At 60.6% G+C, this 23,255-nt stretch carries 8 protein-coding genes; 3 read left to right on the forward strand and 5 right to left on the reverse strand.

Going from position 1 to position 23,255, the window contains the following annotated elements:
• Window positions 1–156: 156 nt before the first annotated feature.
• The 4 genes from V8J81_RS07930 to V8J81_RS07945 all read right to left on the reverse strand — a co-directional run bounded on the left by V8J81_RS07930 (window position 157) and on the right by V8J81_RS07945 (window position 19,247).
• Complete coding sequence (locus V8J81_RS07930; protein WP_368475210.1) at window positions 157–10,617, reverse strand: beta strand repeat-containing protein; 10,461 nt, start codon at window positions 10,615–10,617, stop codon at window positions 157–159.
• Between the two features lie 94 nt (window positions 10,618–10,711).
• Window positions 10,712–13,972, reverse strand: a complete 3,261-nt coding sequence (locus V8J81_RS07935) for a hypothetical protein (RefSeq protein ID WP_368475211.1) — start codon at window positions 13,970–13,972, stop codon at window positions 10,712–10,714.
• Between the two features lie 1,010 nt (window positions 13,973–14,982).
• Window positions 14,983–18,102, reverse strand: a complete 3,120-nt coding sequence (locus V8J81_RS07940; protein ID WP_368475212.1) for an efflux RND transporter permease subunit — start codon at window positions 18,100–18,102, stop codon at window positions 14,983–14,985.
• A gap of 5 nt (window positions 18,103–18,107) precedes the next feature.
• The gene (locus V8J81_RS07945; RefSeq protein ID WP_368475213.1) at window positions 18,108–19,247 is read right to left on the reverse strand and encodes an efflux RND transporter periplasmic adaptor subunit; all 1,140 of its coding nucleotides are present in this window, start codon (window positions 19,245–19,247) and stop codon (window positions 18,108–18,110) included.
• Between the two features lie 88 nt (window positions 19,248–19,335).
• Here V8J81_RS07945 and V8J81_RS07950 point away from each other — a divergent pair, with 88 nt between their 5' ends.
• Complete coding sequence (locus V8J81_RS07950) at window positions 19,336–19,950, forward strand: TetR/AcrR family transcriptional regulator (RefSeq protein ID WP_368475214.1); 615 nt, start codon at window positions 19,336–19,338, stop codon at window positions 19,948–19,950.
• Window positions 19,951–20,101: 151 nt separating this feature from the next.
• Here the strand turns inward: V8J81_RS07950 and V8J81_RS07955 are convergent, their stop codons facing one another.
• Complete coding sequence (locus tag V8J81_RS07955) at window positions 20,102–21,133, reverse strand: LacI family DNA-binding transcriptional regulator (RefSeq protein ID WP_368475215.1); 1,032 nt, start codon at window positions 21,131–21,133, stop codon at window positions 20,102–20,104.
• Window positions 21,134–21,252: 119 nt separating this feature from the next.
• On the opposite strand from V8J81_RS07955, the gene V8J81_RS07960 reads away from it, so the two are divergent.
• On the forward strand, window positions 21,253–22,764 hold the full coding sequence (locus tag V8J81_RS07960; RefSeq protein ID WP_439649919.1) for a tripartite tricarboxylate transporter permease: 1,512 nt from the start codon (window positions 21,253–21,255) through the stop codon (window positions 22,762–22,764).
• Entirely contained in the window at window positions 22,761–23,225 is a 465-nt protein-coding gene (locus V8J81_RS07965) for a tripartite tricarboxylate transporter TctB family protein (protein WP_368475217.1), read from the forward strand. Before V8J81_RS07960 ends, V8J81_RS07965 begins: the two co-directional genes overlap by 4 nt.
• The last annotated feature ends 30 nt before the right edge of the window (window positions 23,226–23,255 follow it).

Raw genomic sequence — 23,255 nt, forward strand, 5'->3', positions numbered from 1 at the left:
GCTGCCACGTTTCATACCGCACAAGCGCCACCCCAAAGGCCGCCAACGACATGCAGCAACGAAGACCACACTAGGGGTAAGCTTCGTCAAACTCGGATACGCAATCGCGTCATACCAAAAACTGGACACTTCTTCCCAAAAGAGTTCCCCAGCGTTTCAGCGGATTCGCGCAATACTCGTCACGATGCGAAGCTCATATGACGCGGCCTGTCGCCATCGCTGTTCGATCAAGTCTTCCAGCGCGTCCAGATTGCGCCGTGCGACCTCAGCACTTTCATCGCCACGATAGTAGTCCAACTCCAGAATCGACGGACGCTCACCAAGCACTTGCATCAAACGCTCGACCCCCTGCACCAAGGCGTTCGTGGGCTGGCCATTGGGTTGGAACGCGGCCGCCGTTAGGTCGATCTCGATCAACTGACCGAACGTGGCACCAAAGTTGAACACGGTCATGGTGCCCGGCGTTACTCGCAGGATACGTGGGTTCTCGGTTGTCACGAAGAAGCCGGTGGGCAGGGTACGGTCGTCCAGTTCAAGCTGGAAGTTCGATCCGATATCGGCCCTAGGCAGTGCGGCACAAGGCACGGAGAAACGGCCATGTTCATCGGTCGTGATTAACGTGCCGTCGACCGTGACCAGACGCACGCGCGGAAGGCCTTCTTCGGTCCCTTCATCGAAGACACCATCGAAATCCCGGTCGTCAAAGACCCGTCCGATGATATCGGCGCAATCGAACAGGGCTTCGGCCCGCCGCGTCACCGTTGCCGAGGCGATGTTGGACACGACCGATCCATCTGCCGCCACGATGAAGGCGCGGTTCGTCAGCTCTCCGCTTTCGCCGCCGGTGATGCGCGCCTGCAGTGCGATGGTGATCGTTTCACCGGGCCCAATCGTCACGCCCTGCCACTGCAGTTGCCGCCCGACGACAACCGGCGCCGGTGTTGCCGACCCGTTGTAGGTCGCTGTGCCCGGGGTGTATTCCAGCCCAGGGGGCAATTCGTCGATCAACGTCAATGCGCCCTCCGCCGTGGTCAGGCGGTTTTCGAACGTCATCGTGTAGGTGATCGTGTCGCCCAGGATCGCTGATTGCGGTGAAGCCGTCTTGGTGGCGAACAAATCAGGCTGAGCGGTGATGCCAGCCACCAAAGCCGTCGCCGTGACAGGTACCGTGATCCGATCCGATGTGACGGACACGGTATTGGGTGAAGCCGGATTACCACCCGCAATGTCGTAGCGCACCGTCAGCGTGATGGTCCCGCCCTGCCCCGGATCGAGGTCGACCGCCCCATCGAGGACCTGCGTGTTCGTCGCTCCATCATATAGAGTGTTGCCCGCCGCGCCGTTCAGGCCGGTCGGTGCGGGTGTATCGACATCAACCAATGTGGCCGGGGCGACAAAGCCCGTCAGATCATCAACGACTTCGACGCCGGTCTGCGTGACGTTGCCGGTATTCTCGATCTCGATCTCGAACACCACTTGCGTCAGCGTCCCGTTGATCCGCGTCGGCACTCCGGCGGTTTTGCTGACAGTGATTTCATCAATCTGCGTGATCGGTGCAGGCGTCGGTGTGCTGCCTGTGCCGGAGCCGGTATCGGATATATCGACGACGGGCGAGCCCGTCGGGGATGTCGCCTGGAACGTGGCAGAGTTCAGGACCCCGCCCGCGTTGATGTCATTTTGCTGGATCGTGTAAGTCACACGGAAAACAGACGAGCCGTTTACGGGCAATAGTCCGGTCGTGTCGCCACTGGTTTGAACGATGCTGTCCGGCGTCAGGCCTGAGCCGTCAAAGTTTGTCAGATCCTCCGAGGTCAGGGACAGTCCCGTGAGGGTGACGTTGCCTGCGTTCCGAACTTCGATGTCGAAGACAACCGTCTCACCTACCGCATCCCCGGCCGAAACCAGCGTCTTGATGACCTCGATGGCGGGGCTGCGAATGATTTCCATCTCGGTCGGGTCGTCCGTGACATTGCCATCGGCCGGATCGCCATCGCGCGACACATCGGACACGGATGGCGCACCACCCGGCGGGTCGCCTGTGACAGTCGCCGTGTTCGACAATCCGCCAGCATCCACATCGTCTTGGGTCAGGATGTAACGCAGTTCCCAAACCCAGGCCTCACCCGGATCAATGCCGCCCGCATTGCCCGATGTCAGGACCGGTGCAGGAATCGTCCCACCGACAGGGGTGCCATCAATCTGGGTAAGCGTATCGGCGATATCCGGCGCGGTCAGGGTCACATTGCCCGTGTTGCGCGCGGTGATCGTGAAGACGACCTCATCGGTGGCGACAAGGCCCGGTGTGGTCACAACCTTCTCAACCTCCAGCGACGGAGTGCTGGAGATCTCGATCCGAGTCGGGTCATCAACCGTATTGCCGTCGCCATCATCGCCGTCGTCGGAAACATCCGAGGCAGTGTTGCCCAGAAGATCAGTGGCCGTGGCGGTCGCCGTATTCTCGAACCCGCCCGCATTCACATCGGCCAGAATGATCGAATAGGTGGCCGTGTAGGTCCACGTCTCGCCCACATCGAGCAGGTTGTTGGCGGTTCCGCTTTCCACGGGCGCCGAAAGCGTCCCAATCGGACCGCCTGCGGTGCCATTCAATCGGGTCATCGTGTCGGTGATGCTCGGCGGCTGCAATGTGACCGTGCCGGTGTTCACAACGGTGAAGGTATAGGTGACCGTGCCGCCATCCCCCAGGAAATCCACGCTGCTGGTCTTGGTCAGCTCCAGCGCCGGAGCAGGCGCCGGGCCTGGCGTCGTGATGGTCGTAGTGACAGGTGTCAGCGTTCCGCGTTCGGGCGTCGCTGAAACGGTGGCGGAGTTCGTGATCTCTGCCGCGTCCACATCCCCTTGCGTGACCGTATATGCCAAAGTGCAGCCTGAATTGCTGTCGCCCGGGGCCAAATCCGGCACCGTGCAGCTATAGGTCGGGTCGAGGATGTCGGTGACAACGATGTTGCGCAGGGTCACGTTGCCCGTGTTCGCGACCGTAAAGGTGTAGATCACATCGCTGCCCAAGGGCCCGAACGGGTCGGGCGAGGCGGTTTTGCCAAGCGTCATCATCGGCATGGCCGCAGGCATCGTCGTTGTCTCGCCATCGGTATCGGTGACGCTGGTGCCGGCGGGCGTCGTGCCCGCGGCGGTGGCCGTGTTGATAACCGTGCCCGCGTCCACATCGTCTTGTGTGACGATGTAATCCTCGGAACAGATCAGATTGTCGCCGGGATCAAGCGTTGCAACGGTGCAAGACAGGCCGGGCAAAAGCGGGTCCGTGACGGCGATATTCGTCAGCGTCTGGTTGCCCGTGTTCTCAACCTCGAACTCATAAGTGATCGTCTGCCCTACGGCGGTGATAGCAGGGCTGATCACACGCTTGTCGAAGGTGATCTCGGGATCGGCATCGCCGGGGGAAGTCACACTATCCGTGGGCGAGTTATACGTCGTCGGGATTGATCCAAACGTGGTTGATGCGTAGGCCGTATTCACCACCTCACCGGCGTCCAGATCGGGCTGCGTGATCGTATAGGATCCGGTGCAGGTCGCCGTCTCACCACTGCGGAAATCTTCGTCTGTGCCGGGGACGCGCGTCCAACAGGTGACGGACCCACCCGCGATCAACGGATCGATCACATCAATATCGCCCACAAACGCCCGCGTGCCAGTGTTCGTGACGGTGAAGGAGTAGTTGAGTATATCGCCCACGGCGAGGAATTCGCCCCCAGGCCGCACGGTGCCGCCGGCATCGGTGACCGATGCAAGGGTTTTGACCACATCCAGCGCGGGCGTTGCGCCGGTGGGCGTCGTCTCACTGTCCGGCGGAGAGACGGTGGTGCCAGACGTGGCCGTGGCATTGTTGACGACCGATCCCACGTCAACATCGTCGCCGGTGACTGTGTAGTCAGCTGTGCAGACATAAACCCCTGAAGGCGCCAATCCGCCAGATGGGAAGGGGGGGCAAACGATATCCGCAGCCACGATACGGTCATCGGTGATCGTCACCGGGTCGGTCAGCGTTACGTTGCCTGTATTGGTGACGGTGTAGGTGTAAGTGACGACGGCTCCGACCACGAAATCCGCCGGGTTCAGCGGTGCGGCTTCCTTGAGCAACGTTAGTTCCGGCTCCTGTGCCGCTGGAACGGTAACGTCATCGGCCGGGCTGACAACTGGCGTGCCATTGAATGCCGAAGACGCCGTGGCACTGTTCGTGACGAACCCATCGTCGAGGTTCGGCTGCGTGACCGTATAACTGCCCATGCATGTGACAACGCCCCCCGGCGCAACATCGCCCGGCGGGCAGATCACGCTTCCCCCTGCCCCTGCAATCAGCGGGTCGTCGATCACGATGGGGTCGGTCAGGGTGACATTACCGGTGTTGGTCACGATGAAGTCGAAGGTCAGCACATCGCTGGTGTCGTCGAACGTTGGCCCGCCGCTGGCCAGCACCTTGTCGAGGGTCAGGCCAAGCGTTGGCAGGATCTCCTGCACCGTCGGATTGTCGTCGCCGATCCCGTCATCGTCCGAGATGTCCGTCACGGGCGGCCCGCTGGGTGGCGTGCCTGTGGCCGTGGCCGTGTTCTGGACCCCGCCAGCGTCGACATCTTCCTGCGTCAGCGTGTAGGTCAGCGTGTAGAATGCCGTCTCGCCGGGCGTCAGCGTGCCGGAAGGGGAGCCTCCGTCAGCGCTTGCAAAAGTCGGTCCGCTGATCGCACCGGTCACGGCAGCGCCGCCGAGCCGCGTGATAGTGTCCGAGGCGATGCCCACATTCGTCAGCGTCACATTGCCAGTATTCTCTACGGCGATCTGGAACACGACCTGTCCACCAACGGTCGTCGCTGGGGTCGTGATCGTCTTGATCGCCTCGATAGACGGCGCGGCCGGGATCTGGACGAGCGTCGGCGCGTCCCCGGCGGGAGAGCTTCCGTCAGACAGGTCGCTGACCGGGGTGCCGGAGGGGTCCGTCGCCTCTGCCAACACCGAATTCGAGATACCACCCGCATCTACATCTTCCTGTGTCAGCGTGTAGGTCAGCGCATATTCCCACGTCTCGCCCACGTCCAACTCGCCGATCGTGCCCACGTCTTGCACCGGCCCAACAGGCGGCGGCATGGAAATGACTGAGCCATCGAGCCGCCCAAGCGTGTCCGTCAGAACCACGTTGTCGAGCGTCACGTTGCCCGTGTTCTGCACTCGAATGCGGAAAGTCACGTCCGTCCCGGCCACAAGCGAGGCGGGCAGGTTCGGCACATCCTTGATGACTGACAACTCCGGCGCAGCAGGCGATAGGCTGACTGAAGCTACGTCGTTGTCAGTCGGAGCAGTCACGCCCGTCGGTGCGGTCGCCGTGGCGGTCACGGTGTTGGTCAGCGCCGCACCCGCATCAATATCGGCCTGCGTGACCACGTATTGCGCGGTCAAAGTCGTGCTTGCCAGCGGGTCGAGCGACAGGATTACGCCGCCATTGCTGATCGCCAGCGGCGCCGTGCCGGAGGCCGAGACATGCTGATCGTCCAGTACGGTATTTGTCAGCGTTACGTTGCCCCGGTTCGTCACCAGATAGGAGTAGGTGATCGTGTCACCCACCGCCACGCCGGAGGTCATGGACGGCGTCTTGACCACCTCGATCACCGCGTTGCGCACGGCGGGCACGGTTGCCGTGGCGCTTGCCGTCAGCGGCGTGCCTGGATTGGTCGGATCGTCAATCGCCACTTCCGCGACATTCGACACACCACCCGCGTTCACGTCGGGTTGCGTCGTCTCGTAAGCCCCGGTGCACGACAGCGTTGCCGTCGGCAGCAAACCACCGGCCGGAACCGGATCACAGCTCAGGTCCGTCGCGCCGATGCGGTCATCGGTCAGCACCGGGGCCGCGGTCAGCGTGACGTTTCCGGTGTTCTCAATCACGTAGGTGTAGGTGATCGTCTGGTTCGCACCAGTGAAGTTCGCCACATCCGGCGTCTTGGTCAGTGTAATCGATGGTGTCTGGACAGCCGGTACCGTGACTGATCCGGTCGACGTCAGCGGTGTGCCCGGATCGAGCGGGTTTGGCAACGAGGCCGTCGCGGTGTTCACCACCTGGCCCGCATCAACATCGGCCTGCTCAGTCTCATAGGTGCCTGTACACGTCACTGTTCCGCCCGGCAGCAACCCACCCGCTGGCAGCGGATTACAAGTGATGCCAGTCGCATCCGGGTCGTTGATCGCGGGCGTACCTGTCAGGGTGATGTTGCCCGTATTCTCGATCTCGAACGTGTAGGTGATCGTCTGAAGCGCTGCATTGAAGCTGGTCAGGTCCGCCGTTTTGGTCAGCGTGATGCCCGGCGTCCGCGTCGGGCCCGGCGTGATCAGGTTGCCCGTCCGCGTGATTGGTCCGGCGCCAGAGCTTGCAATCGGAGTAGCCACACCCGTCGCGGTATTGTCGATCTCACCATCATCCACCGCACTCTGTGGAACGGTATAGACGAAGCGGCAACTGTCATCGTTGTCACCCGGCGCGAGTGGGCCGATTGTGCACGTGCCCGGCACAAGGCTATCGGTCACGTCGATGCTGGTCAGCGTCACGTTGCCGTTGTTGCGCACTTCGACTGTGAAGCTGACCGTGTCACCTTCCTCGGTGTAGGCGGGCGTCGGCGTGCCGGCGGTCAGCGTCTTGATGACTTCGATGTTGGGTTGGGGCGCCGCCAAAGGATGCGTGTCCGTGCCCGTGGCCGTCACTGGGCTACCATTGGGCGAAAGCCCCGTGGCCGTTGCGGTATTGGACAGGGTCTGTGTGTCCACGTTTTCTTGCGTAACGGTGTAGTCGCCGGTGCAAGTCAAAACCTCCCCAGGCTCTAGCGTCACGCTCGCCGGTGCGGCCACGCCCCCAACGGTACAGGTCAGGCTGGGGATTAGCGGATCGCTAAGGCTCACATCGCTCAGCGTCTGATTTCCTGAATTCGTCGCGGTGATCGTATAGGTCAGCAGATCGTTGGCCGTCGCAGGATCGGGGCCAGCGGTCACATCCTTGGCCACGGTCAGTTCGGGGTTCGCCGCCGCTGGCACGGTTTCGGTTGCGGTGGGCGAGTTGTAGGTGCTCGGCCCCTGCCCCACATCGTTAAACTCGACAGAGGCGAAGGCTGTGTTGATCACCTCCCCAGCGTCCAGATCGTTCTGCATAATCGTATATTGCCCGGTACAGGTCGCCCTCTCAGTGGGCTGGAAATCCGGGTCACTCCCAGTGGGCGTGAAGCAGGTGATCGGGTTCGGCGTCAGCATCGGGTCAGTCACGGTGATGGGCCGCACGAAGGCCACCGTTCCGGTGTTCTCGATCTCGAACTCAAAGGTCAGGACATCGTCGACCTCATTGAATTGCAGACCGCTCGGCGTGCCGCCCGCAGGGTCGGTGATCGATAGGATGTTTTTCGTCACATCCAGTGCGGGTGTCGCGCCAGTGGGCACGGTCACCGTGGCAGGCGGCGACGTCGTGGTGCCGGACGTGGCGGTCGCATTATTCACGACCGTGCCGATGAACACGTCATTGGCCGTAATAGTGTAGGTCGCGTTACAGGTGTAAATCCCCCCGGGTGCCAGACCGCCCGCCGGGAAGGTCGGACAGACCACGCCGCCAGACGGGAAGCGGTCGTCATCAATCGTGATTGGATCGGTCAGGGTCACATTGCCGGTGTTCGTGGCGACATAGGTATAATCAATCGTCCCGCCCACCGTCAGCACCGTGACATTGGGTGCGTCTTCGGACTTGGCGAGCGTCAGGGCCGGGGTCTGCTGCGCGAAGGCGGTGGCGCTGGCCGGCGTAGGCGTGTTGACAGCCCCACCGTTGAAGGTCGTCGCGGCACTCGCCGTGTTCACGAAGCTGCCGTCATTCAGATTGGGCTGCGTGACGAGGTGGCTGGCCGTACAGGTCACACTATCACCCGGCGCAAGGTTGGGCGCGGCGGGACCACAATTTACTGTCGCACCGATATCCGTATCCGTCACCACGATCTGGTCCAGCAGGGTGACGTTGCCGGTATTGGTCACCGTGAACATGTAGTTCAAAACGTCATCGACCTCGTCATAGGTCAGCGTGGTCTGCGGGGTGCCATCCTCATCCGTGATGGAAGTCAACTCTTTCGCAATCGCAATCGCCGGATCGCGGTCGGCATTGGCCGTGGCAGAGACCTGAGGCGAGGTCTCCGTCACGGTGGAGCCATTGGCCAACGTCTGCGTCACACTCGCCGTGGCAAGGTTCGTAACCGACCCCGCGTTCAGATCCCCCTGTGTTACGGCGTAGCTCGCTGTACAGGTGATCGTCGCCTGCGGCGCCAGACCGCCCGCGGGCAGAACCGGGCAAGACACGCTCGTGCGGTTGTCGGCCACGGTGATCTGGCTGGTGATCGTGATATTGCCATCGTTTGTGACGACGTAATCATAAGTCACGACATCGCCGACGGCAGAGAAGTTGTCCCCGCCGGTAACTGACTTTGCCATGATTAGCTGCAAGTCCTGCGTAGGGCCGGTCAACACAAGCGTATCGTCATCGCTGACATTGGTGCCTTGCGTCGTCTCACCCGTGACCGTGACTGTGTTCGTGTAGGTCGCAGCATCCACGAGAGCCTGCGTAATCGTCAGATCAACACTCAGCGGATCGCCATTGGCGCAGACGCTCGTGTTTGCCCCCGGTGCCAGATCGGCAAGCGGGCAGGTAAAGGCCAAGGCCGGATCGCTCACCACCAGATTGGTGAGCGTCACATCCCCATCGTTGAACACCTGGAAGGTGAACGTCTCGAGGTCATTGACCGGGCCAAATGCCAGATCACCGCCCTCGTCCGTCTTCACGATACGTACTGCCGCAACCTCGGCAGGCCCGGTTAGCGTGACCGTGTCCGTCTGCTCGGGCAAAGCCGCGCCGCCTGCCCCGTTGGCATTGGCCGCAGCGACGTTAACGATCTCGCCCCGGTCGATATCGGCCTGGGTCACGTTGTAGGTAAAGGTACAGGTCGTGTTGTCGGTGATGCCCGGCGCAAGCGTGGCGATGGTGCAGGAATAGTCTGGGTCAAAGAACGGGTCCGTCACCACCACGTCGGTTAGCGTCACATTGCCGGTATTCTCGACCGTGAAGGTAAAGACCACTGGGTCATTCACCGCGGCAAAACTAGTCACATCAGTGCTCTTGGCGAAGGTGAAACTGTCGTCCTGATCCACTGGGATCGCGGCGGTATCACTTTCCACATCTGTGCCGGTTTCGGTCGTCGTGACAGCGACCGTGTTCACCAGCGGCCCGCCGCCGTCGATATCGCCCTGCTCAATCGTGTAGGAGATCGTGTAGGTCCACGTCTCCCCCACATCGATCCGCCCGGGCTGGTCGCGTCCATCGGTGCCACCGCCCTCAACCGGGCCGGTCAGCGTGCCGGCACTGCCATTTGGCAAGGTGTCGACAATGTTGATGCCGGTAAGCGGGATATCCCCGGTATTCTCGACCTCGATCTGGTAGTTGACGACCTGCCCCTCTGCAGTGGCCACCGCCACGCCCGATACGCGTCGCTTGTCGACCTCGAAGCTCACATCCCCGGTTACATCGATTGTCACGGTCGCCGTCGCCGTAAGGCCCGCCGGATCCGTGACGGTGTAGGTGAACGTGTCGGTGCCAAGGAAATACGTATTCGGCGTATAGGAGAACGTGCCGTCGCCATTCAGCACCAGTGTCCCATTGGACGGGCCCGAATCCGGCCCAGTCACCGCCAACACTCCGCCGTCGGGATCATTGTCGATGCCATTGCCGTTGTCGGCTGTCACGTCACCTGTGATCGCGACGTTTACAGGCGTAGAGAAGTCATCGTCTTGCGCGACCGGTGCAAGGTTCGGGAAGTTGGCCAGCGAGCAGGAGAAGCCGTCATTGTTGCCCGATGGCACGCCAACGCCCACCTGCACGGCGCGCGGGGCATTCGTGTTGTAATCGAAGATCTCGAACAGCAGGCCGGTATTGTTGTTGAACGTGAAGAGCCGTCCGGCCGCATCCGTCCAGGTCGCGCCGTAGCCGCCTCCGGGCATCCCGCCCGTTACATTCAGGCGCGTCTTTTGCAGGCTCGTTAGATTGTAGATGAACATCTGACCGCCGCTGAACCCGATTAGACGGTCACCGCCACCCGGAATGAAGGCGACGTCCGCAGGCCCACCGCCCACACCCGTGAAGTTGAGCGTCGTGATATTTCCGGTCGCAAGATCAACCCGGTCGTACCGGTTGTTGTTGCGTCGCAGGTAGAAGTTGTTGGACCGGTCAAGATCTCCTGAATACGTGCCAAATCCAACATCGTAGACGACCTCACTGTCGCCGTCGGACCCAATTCGGATAATGTTGCGCCCTTGCGAGGCGTAGGCATAGCCATCGATCACGTTGTAACCGGTGGCGTTGTAGCTGCCCTGATTGCTGCCGATGTTGGTGTAGGTGGAGGTGATGGGATCAAAGATGCGCAACTGACCCGACTGCACCTGATAGATGTCGCCGGTGCAACCGAACGTCGGCAAGGTCGAATCGTTCGGATCAGGAACCGCTTGCGCCTGAACCAAACTGCCAAAGGCCACGGCAACCAACGTCGCCAGACCGAAAATCGATGCCCTGAACCCTGAGGTCATGGTCATGCTCTTCATGCTCCCCCTGCGGTTGGGGCGTGTCGCGCCCCGTCACGCATCTTGTGTCGTTTCGCCCTCCAAAGGACGCCCGTTTGGCAGGTCGTCAGAAACTCGCCGTCAGGTTGATAAACAGCCCCTGATCGTCCCGTGTCAGATCCGTAAGATCGTCGGAGAAGGTGCCAAAATTATATCCAACACCCAGGCTTAAGCCGTTGCCCATTTGTCGTGAAACAGCGCCGAGCAGACCTATGTCGGTGCCGTCCGCCTGTACCGTATGCAGCGCCCGCCATTCCAGCAGCGCATCCCAATTGTGCAGCATGTGATAACGCGCGTTGACCACTGACAGGATCGCGTCATTCTGAGTGAACGGATCCGCCTCGGTCGCCGCCGCTTCTGTCAGACGGAAGCCGATCCGCGCGCCGATCCGCCATTGTTCATCCAGCAGGTAACTCGCATCGGCGCTGAACACATGGCTCCGCTGCCTGGGGCCCAATTCGTCCGTGTCATCAAGGCGTTGACCAACATCGTCAAACAGATAGCGGTAGCGCACCAGCATATTCAGACGATCCGTATTTGTTGGGCGGAACGCATAGCCCACACTTGCATCTACGAAAGTCCCATCGAGGATCGAGCTTTCATCGGTGTCCGTATCGATCCCCTCGAACGAAAACACGAGCCGTTCATGTTCATTGATCAGGTAGCGCCCATCGAGGGTCAGCGCGATGGTATCACTGTCCAGCGGAAGTCCCGAGCGTTCGCCCGTCTCCGTCCGGTATTCCAAGCGGGCGCCCGCCGTCAGCATCTCGTCCTCGTAGCGTACGCCAAAGCTCACCGCCGTGCGGTCGAAATCATTGTCGAACCGATCATTGACAGAACCAAATTCCAACGCGGCAGTATAGCTCAGGAACTCCGTCTGTTGGTAGGTCAGGCCGTATGCCGTGGTCAGCGAATTATAGCGCCCGAACATGTCATAGGTGTTCTCACCAAAATACGTGAGCTGGTCATTCACCTGCCGCCGCATCCCCGCGATGAAGCGGCCATTGTCGCGCCCTTCCAGCGTCACGCCCGAGATTGTGCGGCCCGGATCAAGCTCGTATCCGAAATAAGATGTGGACCCCGCCCCGTCATCATGGCTGACCCGCAGCAGCCCCCCCGGCCCCATCGCGCCGCCGGAAATCTCGCCCTCGACCTGCCAGCCATTGTCGAACGCGTAAGACGCGCCGATCCCGATCCGGTCGTTGTCCTCAAGCCCCTGATTGTCGACAGTCGCCTGACCGAAGACCCAAACATCGCCAGCCTCCGAATAGGAATAAGTCAGCCTTGCGCCGATATCCGTGCGCCGCCCTTGTTCCCCAACCGAGGCCACGCGGTCCCGGTCCAGATGTTCCAACCCGAACCCGAGTGTGTAGCGCTCGTTCAGCGCAAACTCGACCTCGCCCTCCGCACGCCGGTCATGCTCGCCCACGCCGTTGGAGTAATCGTCATAACTCAGCGCATAGCGCAGGCCCTCACGCGGCTCCGCATCAACGAAAACGCCCCAAAGTGTCTCATCACCGGTGATCGACGTGACCGAATAATCGAGGCTAGAGAACCCTTCCCCGCGCTCCTCGAAATAGCCGCCGAACGCGCCTTCACCCGCCAGGCCCAGATCTACGAAATCAAGCCGGACATCGGCCCGCACCGCCTGCCCCGATCCGCCATTCGGCCCAACCGTGTCAAACACCAGACCACCGTCAGCGGAGAAGGTCGACCCAAATCCCGGCCCATCACTTTCCGCATATTCCAGCCGCACATGACTGTTCTCACCAATGCGCCATTCCACATCGGCTCCGACTACCGTCTGATCGGCAGTGCCGGTCTGTTCGACCATGCCCGAGACGCCGACGCGCACATCGTCCGTGATCCAGCCTTCGATCCGCCCACCGACCGAAAAGCCATCCACATCCGTCAAGGTCGGCGTGTATTCATACTGCGCCACCAGCCGTAGCTCGGGCGTGTCGCCGGGCGAAGTGACGATGCCCGCATCACCCACACGGCTGGCCAGAGGTTCGGACAGAGTCACGATGCCCTGCAGGTAGTTGATCGAATAGTCCACCCCCGGCGCCAGTCGCACGATGTCGATCACCCGGCCCGTAACCGGATCGCGTACCTCGATGCTCAGAACCTCAGTCGCAACGCCGATATCCTGCCGCTGCAACACGTAAACCGACCCGCCCGTGCCAAGGAACACGTCACGCTGTGCCAGCATGTCGGGGCTGGCCGCATAAGCAGTCGCCGCCACCCGCGCCTCGCCGCGCGTTGTGGTTTCAGCCGTCGCCCAATACGCCTCCGCCCCGTAAAGCGACCGGTCGTTGCGGACCAGCGTCCCGTCGCCCAGATCAGCCTCGAAATCCCCCCAAAGGAAGTGGTTTCCGTCCCGCTCGATCCGCAGGTAAAGCCGCCCGGAGGTGGGCGTGTTGTCCACGATTGTCGAGTCATCGCCATAAGTTGGGTAGAGATCGTCCGGTTCGATCCGTTGCACGGTGGAGCGCGGATCACGCTCCTCTAGCCGGCGGAAGATATCCTCAATCTCGCCTTCTCCAGTATCGGCCTGCGCAGTGATCTCATACCCGCTCGCCGTGCGTCCATCTATGTAGAAGGCCAGGCGCGCGCTGTTCCACGTCTCGCTACCCTCCCCCTCGACCTCGCGCCAGCCAAGATAGAAATCCGCCAGCCCCGTCGTGAACCATTCCGCACGCGGGATCTCGATATCGCGCACAAGATCGACCGATTGGCCGGGGCCGACCACGTTCACGTCCACACCATATTCACCGGGCGGCAGGATGCGCTGGATCACGAAGCCACCGGCGGGATCAGGCCGCACAACCTCCCCCAACGCCGAGACCCGCGCGCCTTGCACAATCGACGAGCCGCGCACCGTAACTGCCCCGCCGTGCACGGGAATGCGCGACCGCGCGGTCAGATCCGAGCCGTCTTCCACATCATCGGCCAGCAGCCGACGGTCAGCTTCGCTCAACGGAACCGGATAAGTCTCATCATACCGGCCCTCTGCGTCATAGACCCGGTGGATGACGGCCAAGCGATCTCCTTCTGGTACGCTGATCTGGACCGTACCATTGGCTTGCATGGGGATAACCTGAACCGTACGCGGCCCGCCCGCTGCACCAAGATCGACTAAGCGCACCTCGGATCGTGCAATGTATGCTGGATAGTTCGTGGCCGATTGCAGAACTGCGGTATCACCCGCCTGGTGCGCGCGCGGCTCACCCACAATCTCAAGATCGAGGCGGGGCACGGCGCCGAGGCCGTCAAATACCACTTCGATATCGGCATCCGCCAAGCGCACGTCTGTACGCCGCACCATATCGCGAACCGTTTCGTCACCCTCCAGGACGTCGCCGTCTACCGCAATGACAAACCCAGTTGGAGCGTCCGCGATGCTGGGACCCGGAACGGAAATCGCCGGAAGGCAAACGCCATCCACAAACTGGGCATCGCCCTCGCAGGATTGCCCAACGGCGATCCCCGCAAGGCCGGAAACGCCAATAGCGAAGCCTGTCGATGCTAAGATCCCGCTTCGGAGATTTCTGCTTCGACGCTCTATACAATCCTGTTGCCGGACAGACCGTACAACCCGCGTTTCTCTCAAAATGCGTCCCCCGACACATCTCCGAATTCACATGCTCGACGATTCGGATTTTAGTTTCATTTTGCGGTGTTAGGCGAACATTAGGATCTTTAGGTGTGTCGACCAGTACGCGCAGGATTCCGCCTATCTGCGACGTGGCCAGAGCGCCACACCCAAAGCTGAGTTTGTCGTCTAGTCCAACCCATCTTGCCGCCCGCACATGCGCTTCACTGGCGCAATCTGGAGAGCTTTATTTCAAGGATTGGGTGACGCTGGTTCAGTCCATCGCTCTGTGGGGGAGATCAGTCCCGTATGAACCGGGTGCCTGTGAGGTAGACAAGATGGTTGTAGAAAAAATGGTTCTGACAGAGCCCAGTTACCTGCGATTGAACCATCGCCTAGGACCTGATTGCCCCCAGCGTTCTACAACGCCCTACTCGATAGGGTTGCTGGAGGAGACGACCTCCTGCTCGATGACTTCATTCGAGTATTAATCAGATCGGACATCGACTGCGATCTCGTTTCGATCACCTGCTCTAGGGCGTACAAAGCGGCGCCGTCGCGATCAAGATTGAGATGTTGAACCGAAGACAGCTTCATTTTCGGTGCCCGGCACTTGCTTCCGCGACAACGCCAATCTGCGGTTCAAGTGTGTCTAAACAAGGTGCATCCTAAACAGGTGCAGGCATTTTCTCGTATATGTCGATCGTGCGAACTACTGACGATGCATCATTTCCATTGCCGCGTTATTCCGCGGCCATTTGTAAATGTGAGACACTAGGCGAGCGTTCGTTTTCCTGCGCCACTGCCTTTCGGCGATACACCAAGCGGAAAACAGGTGGCACGAAGTAGAATGACACGATTGCTGACAGCAGAACCCCTCCTGCAATGGCGACGGCAAACGGAGGCCAAAATCCGCCCCCTCCGAGGATCAAGGGAAGAAAGCCGCCAAATGTGGTAATCGTGGTCGAGATGATGTGGCGGCTTGACCCGCTGACAACTCGCGCCATGGCATCGGTATTCCCAGCCGCTGCGTCCGGGTCGGCCTGAAGGCCCGTCAGAATAATGATCGCGGCGTTGATAGAAACGCCGATAGAGCCGATGACACCGATGATCGCATTAATCCCGAACGGGTACTGCAACACAGCGAGAGACAGCATGGACAGGCCTGCCGACAAGACGCAGACGACCAGCGCCACAGCCGTCAGCCGGAACGAATTGAAGGTCAGGGCGATGGTGGCGATCGTGAGCGTCACGATCAGGCCGATGGAGGCCAGAAGGTTGCCCACGGTGCTGGACCTTGCGTCGCTGTCGCCGCCCAATTCGATCCGGTAGCCCGGCGGCAGTGCAAAGCCTGCCGCGTCGAATTCGGCCAGAACAGCCTGCAATGCCTCCTCCGGCAGGACGTCCGGCACGATGAAGGCCTGCACAACGTTCACACGCTCACCATTGCGACGGGTGACGACGCTTTCGGCAGGTTCCAAAATCGGCGTGGCAAGCTCTGACAGCGGGACCGCCGGAAACACACCCTCGGTCGACAAAGTGCCTGCGCCCGGCAACAGGATAGGTATGTCCGAAACGGCGGCGAGATCGGTGAACGCGTCACGGTCGAACCGTGTGCGCACCGGCAACTGATCTGTACCTTCAACTAAGCTCCCACCTGTTGTGCCGACCAAGCCGTTTTCCAGCTGCGCGGCGATATCGGTGATGTTTAGGCCAAGAAGCCGCGCCGCCGTTTCGTCGATATCGAACCGGATTTGCGGGGCGCCACCTGAGACGCCAGTGCGAACTTGCGTCACGATGGGAATGCCTGCCATCAGCGCGCGCGCTTGATCCCCATATTCGCGCAGGATTTGCAGGTCGGGGCCGACGAGGCGCACTTCGATGGGCGCGGCAACGGGCGGCCCTTGGACCAGCCCGCGCACGATGATGCGCGCTTGCGGGTACGCGGCATCCACCTGCGCCTGAATCGCTGGGACAAGGCGCGCCGCATCCTCTGCCTTTTCGGTGGTGATCATGGCGATGGCGTAGCTGGGTTCCTGCGACCGGCCGCCAGTGACATTGTAGTAGAAAGCTGGTCCCGATTGACCCACCGACCAATAGACTTGCGCGATGCCGTCGGTTTCAAGCAGATCGGCATCGATTGCGCGAACGATTTCGGCAGTGCCGCTCAGCGCGGTGCCCGGCGGCATCTCAACCTCAAGGTAGAACTGGTCGCGTTCAACGCCGGGAAAAAACTGCGCGGTGAGCGACGGGAAGGCGGCAAAGCCCATGACCGGCAGGATCAACGAAAAGGCGACGGATTTGATCGGGTTGCGGACTGACCAGCGGATCGATGCGTTAAACGCCCGACCCAGCGGCGCGAAGGTAAGGCCGCCGCGCCCACCGGATTGGATGAACCACCCGGCAACGGCGGGCGTCACCGTCAGCGCGATGAACAGCGACCAGATAAGCATGATGACGACGGCGATCGCGATGGAGCCCACGAAATCACCCGCCGGTCCGGGCAGCAGGATCATGGGGGTGAAAGACAAGGCGGTCGTCACGGTCGAGGCCAGAAGTGGCGCGGCAAGACGTTTGACTGCGTCACCCACCGCCGCTTCGCGGACCATCCCCCTGGCCAGCCGCTGACGGACCTCGTCCACCATGACGATCGCGGCATCCACCAAAAGGCCGAGTGCCACAATTAGGCCGGTCACCGACATTTGGTGTATTGGCAGGCCGATAAAGTTCATCGTCGCGATGGTCGCAAGCGACACCACCGGCAGGACCAGCGCCACGATTGCCGCGGCCCTAAGGCCTAGCGTGATGAACAACACGGCAACCACGAGCGCCACACCGATGGCCATGTTTGTGCCGACCTCCGCCAAGCGGCTGGCAGTGTAGGTTGATTGATCGAAGATCAGCGTTTCGGTCAGGCCCAGCGGTACCAAAGCGGCACCTTCCGCAAGTTCTTCTCGCACGAAGCCCATCCACCGGTCGATCTGCACACCGTCTTGTGCCAGCACGCCGACCAGAACCGCAGGGCGGCCGTTGGCATAGGCCAGTTCCGTGGACGGATCGCGTGGCCCGCGCGAGATGTCGGCAACATCGGCCACAGTGACCGTTGCGCCGCTTGCTCCTTCCCGCAGAACGATGCGGCCCAACCGTTCAAGTGCGGTAATCTCGCCCGAGACATTGATGGTCAGTCCGGTCTCGTCGCCGTCCAGCGCGCCGGCGCGAACCTTACCATCGGCAGAAGCAATCCGTTGCGAGACCTCTGCAACTGTCAGCCCAAGGGATGCGGCGGCGTAGGGGTCAAGCTCAACCAGTACCTCCTCTTCGGGTTCGCCAAACAAATCGACGGCGCGAGTGGACGGGATCGACCGCAATCGGTCGGCGAGAGCCTCGGCATAGGCGTGCGTCAGGGTAAGCGGCACGTCATCATCGTCGGCGGTAACGGCGATGACAGCGGAATAGGCCGAGATGCCTTCAGCGTTGAATTCGGGTGCAAGAACACCTTGCGGGAAATTCCGGCGCGCGTCTTCAACCGCATCCCGCGCCTCGGACCACACCTGCTCGATCGTGGTTTCTTCCAGTGTTTCCAGAAGCTCTACAGACACAACGGACACGCCCGTTCGCGAAACGGAGGTGACGGTATCGACTTCGGCAATTTCGCGCAGCTCTTCCTCGATCTCGGCGGTGACCAATGCCTCGACACGCGCCGGATCGGCCCCCGGAAACTGTGTGGTGACGGTGGCAAAGAGGTTGGTGATGGTCGGGTCTTCCTGTCGACCAATCGACAGGAAGGCGGAAAGACCGGCTGATATCAGCACCAGCAGGATCAGCGCGACGATGCGGGGCTGGCGGAAAGGAAGGGTCAGCATTGGCCTTACTCCGCTGCAACGATAGGCTGGACGGCTTGGCCCGGTACAACGCGGTGCGCACCTGTTCGGATCATCTGAGCACCGGGCGCAAAAGTGCCGCTGACATAGGCCCGTGCCGCATCGGCATGGCGGATTTCAACGAGCGCCACGCGCACTTCTTCGTCTTCGACGACAAGCAGGTTCCAACTGCCGCCGATCCCTTCCTGCAACGCATCCAGCGGCACCCATGTGCCCGAAGCCTCGACCCGAGAGGTCAGCGTCAGCGTTGCGGTCTGCCCGAAGGTCGGTATGTCATCCGTCAGCAAAGTGAACAGAACGGTGCGTGTCCGCGTGACCGGGTCGATGTCCGGTCGGACTTGCGACAGCCGGGCGGGATAGGTTTGCCCGCCAATCTCGATCGAAACCTCGCCGACGGCGGTCGCATCGACCGACAGCGGAAGGCCGACGCGCACCTCTGGTGCAGCCGTCTCAATCAGGGTCAGCACCGGCGCGCCCGCCGATAAGGTTTCGCCCCCATCCACGTTACGCATCCCGACACGGCCCGCGAACGGCGCGCGCAGTTCCGACTTTTCCAGATTGATCTCCACAGCATCGATCGCAGCGGCAATCTCCATCATGCGGCTTGCCAATTCATCGCGGGTGGCAAGCGCCTGATCCACCGCTTCCTGGCTGACATGGCCGTCGGCCAGAAGCGCCTGGGCCCGTGCAAAGCGGGTTTCGGCCAGTTCCAGTTGCGCGCCGGTGGCCGATTGGCTGGCCTCTAACCTCGTGCGCTCTGCTACCAGCAACGAGGTGTCGAGCCGCGCAATAACCGTACCTGCCTCGATCTCCGCGCCTTCCGAGACGGACACGTCACGCAACCGTCCGGCCAATTCGAACGACAAAACCACGCTGGACGCCGCTTCGACCTGGCCTACGAATTGCCGGGGGATGTCGAACCCGTCGGACACCTCAAGCGCCACAACCTCAACCGGGGTGGGATCAGCTACGTGGGTCACAGCTGTGGCCTCGGCGCGGTTGGCCAACTGCGTTGATCCGAAGAATACTGCGGCACTTGCGCCCGCAACCACGGTCATCGTGAGGGTGACGGTTGCAAGCCGGCGAAGGATGCGTCGCCAAAGAACCGGTTTTGCTTGATTGACCATGGCTGTGACCTTTCAATGTTAGAGGCTCTAACATATGTTAGTAGCTCTTACTTTGACAAGGGTTACGAAGTCTGAAAGCACTTGGATCATGAAAAGTTCTGAAACAGTTACGCCCCGCACGGGCTATCATCACGGGGATTTGCGGGCGCAGTTGATCGAGGCGACGCGCCAATTGGTGGAGGAAAAAGGCCCCGATCACCTTTCGGTCTCAGAAGCCAGTCGCCGTGCCGGCGTTTCAACCGCCGCACCTTATAAGCATTTCAAAGACAAGGATGATCTGCTGCGAGCCGTGGCGTTTCAGGGGATGGAACGGCAATATGATCAGATGCTGGAAGCCATCGCGCCGCTTGCCCCGCGAAGCCTGGCCCGCATCTCTGCCCTCGGGCACGTCTACATCAACTTCGCCAGAACAGAGCCAGCCGTTTTCCGCCTCATGTTCGGCCTTTCGGAGGACCATGCCGAAGACGAAGCAATGGTCGAGAAGGGGCGCAGCACCTTCGCTGTCGTTCAAAAAGAAGTCGCTGCATTCCGCGGCAGCGACACGGTCGAGGAGATAGATCTGCGCCGCGCCTTCCAATTGTGGAGCTTCGTGCACGGTCTGTCGTTTTTGCTGATCGACGGGAAGCTAAAGCAGATGGACATACCGTTGAACCTTGAAGACATGCTGGACGACGTGGGGCGGAGAGTGATGCTGGATGCCTAACTGCAAGCGCCGTGAAACGACCCAGAGCGGACCCTAGTCAAGGAGAGAACGCCGCGGCGCAGTGCAGCAAACAGGTGTAGAGTTGAAACGATCCTAGGGGTGAGCTGTCGGTTGGCTAAGGAACGATCGTATGAGGCTACTCTGCTCCGCGTCACGAAAACTCGATGGTCCGAGCGGATTTGCGACGTATCAATGTGGGGGCACAATGAAGGCTGCCTTGCATAGCTGGGACTCGGTCGACAATCGCGCTGACAAGCGCAGATGCAGCTTCCTCGCCGATGCGTTTTGCTGGCAGGCGAACGGTCGTTAGCGGAGGCTCAATTTCCGCGGAACCTTTGAAATCTCCAATTCCCACGATCGAAACATCGTCGGGTACCGAAAACCCCGCAGCCTTTGCGCCGTAAAGGGCGCCTGTCGCCAGAATATCGTTGCCGCAAATCAACGCGGTCGGAATATCAGTCCGCGACAGTAGTTTCTCGGTGTCTCGTTTCGACGCGGAGATGCTGTAGACGGTGGTCAAAGACCAGTCAGGAGGTAAGTCCACTCCGGCTTCTGACAAAGCATCCAGAATAACGTTCCGGCGCGCCTGGGCGCGATCGTTTCCGTCTGTTGGAGGAAACATGCAAGCAATGCGCCGGTGGCCAAGCGAAAGCACATGCTCGGCAATTAGCTGTCCGGCGAGCTCGTTGTCCGCTCCGATGGACGGATAGCGTGACTTGGGGGAGTAGTTCCACATCAACACACACGGAACGGCTTGCTGGTCGATGAGCTGGAATACAGCGTCATCATGATCAAGACCGGTCAACACAACGCCATCAACGCGATGCTCAAGGAACTTCCGAAGGATTTCGTATTCCTTCTGTTGATCGTAGCCATGGGAGGCGAGCAGAATGGTAAACCCTTTTTCCGCTACGCTGTCCGAGAACGCTTGCACAACTTCCGCAAAGATTGCGTGGTCCAGGGTCGGGATTAGAACGCCGATTGTGCCGGATCGAATACCATGAATTGTTTGCGCCGCCCGGTTGCGGATGTAGCCCGTGCGCCGGATCGCCGCGTCGATGCGTTTGCGCGTCGCTGGCTTCAACAATTCGGGATGATTGAAAAAACGAGAAACCGTGGATGCGGAAACTTTCGCGGCCTTTGCCACCGAAAAAATGTCTACTTTTCTATCTTTTTCAGTCATTTACGTTTAATTTCAGAGCTTTTTATGAAAACATTTGCAAAACTATTTTCATGACATAGCCTTCTGGGTCAACCGCTGAGTGTTTGGGAGGGCCGAGGCGCGTGGACTTTCTTTTCTACATGGGTGACGTGTTCACGCCGGTGAATTTCGCGCTGCTGTTGATCGGCACTGTAGGCGGCCTGATCCTTGGCGCGACGCCGGGTCTGTCGCCGACAATGGCAGTTGCGCTCCTGATCCCTTTTACCTTCCAGTTGGAGCCGCAACAGGGCCTTATCCTGTTGGGTGCGGCATACACCTCGACCGTCGCAGGTGGCGCGGTTTCGGCAATCCTGCTGAAGATACCTGGGGCGCCTGCAAACATTGCCACCACGCTCGACGGACACACTATGGCGCTGAATGGACAAGGGGCGAAGGCCCTTCAGGTGTCGTTCCTGGCGTCTGCCGTCGGCGGCATCTTCGGCGTGTTACTCTTGATTTTCCTCACGCCGGTTTTGGCGCAATGGGCGCTGGCGTTCGGGCCATCACATCTGTTCTGGCTGGCCATCCTTGGGGTGACGGTGATTGGCACGCTCGACTCCAGTTCAGTCGTCAAAGGACTGTTGTCTGGCTGCATTGGTCTGTGGCTCGCCACGATCGGCTTCGACGACATCATGGGCGCGCAGCGCTTCATCTTCCATTCGTCGCTGAGCGGAGGGATTAACGTGATCCCCGCACTCATTGGCCTGTTCGCGATACCGCAGGTCATCACCATGCTGACCAAAGGCCGCAGCGATAGCGGGGCCGAGGTAATCACCGTTCAGAGGCATCCCATCGGCGCGGCACTCCGCGAAGTCTTTGGACGGCTTCGTGCGCTTTCGATTGGCACAGGTGTCGGTTCGATTATCGGTCTGATCCCGGGCGTTGGGGGTCAGATTGCGGGCTTGGTTGCCTATGACCAATCAAAGAAGTTCAGCGCCGAAAGCGAAAAATTCGGCAAAGGCCATCCTGAGGGCGTGATTGCCGCCGAAAGCGCCAACAACGCGATGGTCGGACCATCGCTTGTGCCGCTACTGACGCTGTCGATCCCTGGCTCCCCAACAGCTGCCGTGCTGCTGGGTGGCCTACTGATCCACGGCATTTTCCCCGGCCCAGATCTGTTCATGAACTATCCCGCCGTGGCGTGGACGTTCATCGACTCGATGCTGATCGGACAGATCCTGATGTGTGTGTTCGGCCTGTTCATCGCGGGGCTGGCTGCGAAGGTGGCGCGTGTACCGCATGCCGTGATGGCGGCCATCGTCCTCGCGCTCGCGGTGTTCGGAAGCTACTCGGTGCAGAATTCGATGGGCGATGTCTACGTTATGGCGACGTTGGGCTTGGGCATGTATTTCCTTGAACGTTTCGGCTTCTCCGCCGCTCCGCTTGTGCTTGGCCTGATCCTTGGACCGATTGCCGAGGCAAATTTCATCCAAGGTTCCATGATTGCCAACGCAACTGTGGGCCTCGGCCCCTACTTCTTCACCGGCGCGTTGAACTGGCTGCTGATCGCCATCGTTGTCGTCTCCATCAGCTACTCTGTCTGGATGGAGTTGCGACAGCGTCGCTACACCACCAAGGACGATGCAGTCGCCAAGGAGGAGAGCCTGACATGAGCGATCTTCCCCGCACCCAACACATCATCGCCTCGGGCCTGATCGCTGCCGTCGGCGTGACCGTCGCCTGGATCAGCTACACGCAGGAACCGGCGCAGGCCTATCTTTTCCCGCGCATGATCTCTTCTGTCTTCGCAGTGCTGGCGATCTGGACCTTCGGCAAGGCCGTTCTGGGCCGCACGAAGGTAGGGAATGGCCTTTCGGCTCAGGCGATGTTCAACATGGCGCCGGGCCTCGTGGTCATGCTGGTCTACGTTTTCTGGGCTGCCAAAGCCTTGGGCTTCTACACCGCCACAACCATCACGGTTTTCATCCTGATCTCACTCTACGATCCTGCCCCCCATGGTGCGGCAAAGACGTGGATCAAACGCATTCTGATCACCGCCGGATTCATGGCGGTCATGTATGGCCTCTTCGCGCTTCTGTTGAACGTGTTCACACCGCGAGAGGTCTTTTTCTGAACCGCAGTCTTTCCGCAGGAAAGCGGGACA

This window comes from Gymnodinialimonas sp. 202GB13-11, assembly GCF_040932485.1.
Classification (GTDB): Bacteria; Pseudomonadota; Alphaproteobacteria; order Rhodobacterales; family Rhodobacteraceae; genus Gymnodinialimonas; species Gymnodinialimonas hymeniacidonis.

Excerpts from the sequence above, each read along its gene's own strand:
- V8J81_RS07945 (WP_368475213.1), bottom strand. The coding sequence starts at position 19,247 with ATGGTCAATCAAGCAAAACCGGTTCTTTGGCGACGCATCCTTCGCCGG.
- V8J81_RS07955 (WP_368475215.1), bottom strand. The coding sequence starts at position 21,133 with ATGACTGAAAAAGATAGAAAAGTAGACATTTTTTCGGTGGCAAAGGCC.
- V8J81_RS07960 (WP_439649919.1), top strand. The coding sequence starts at position 21,253 with ATGGGTGACGTGTTCACGCCGGTGAATTTCGCGCTGCTGTTGATCGGC.
- V8J81_RS07930 (WP_368475210.1), bottom strand. The coding sequence starts at position 10,617 with ATGACCATGACCTCAGGGTTCAGGGCATCGATTTTCGGTCTGGCGACG.
- V8J81_RS07965 (WP_368475217.1), top strand. The coding sequence starts at position 22,761 with ATGAGCGATCTTCCCCGCACCCAACACATCATCGCCTCGGGCCTGATC.
- V8J81_RS07940 (WP_368475212.1), bottom strand. The coding sequence starts at position 18,102 with ATGCTGACCCTTCCTTTCCGCCAGCCCCGCATCGTCGCGCTGATCCTG.
- V8J81_RS07935 (WP_368475211.1), bottom strand. The coding sequence starts at position 13,972 with ATGGTGCGGCGTACAGACGTGCGCTTGGCGGATGCCGATATCGAAGTG.
- V8J81_RS07950 (WP_368475214.1), top strand. The coding sequence starts at position 19,336 with ATGAAAAGTTCTGAAACAGTTACGCCCCGCACGGGCTATCATCACGGG.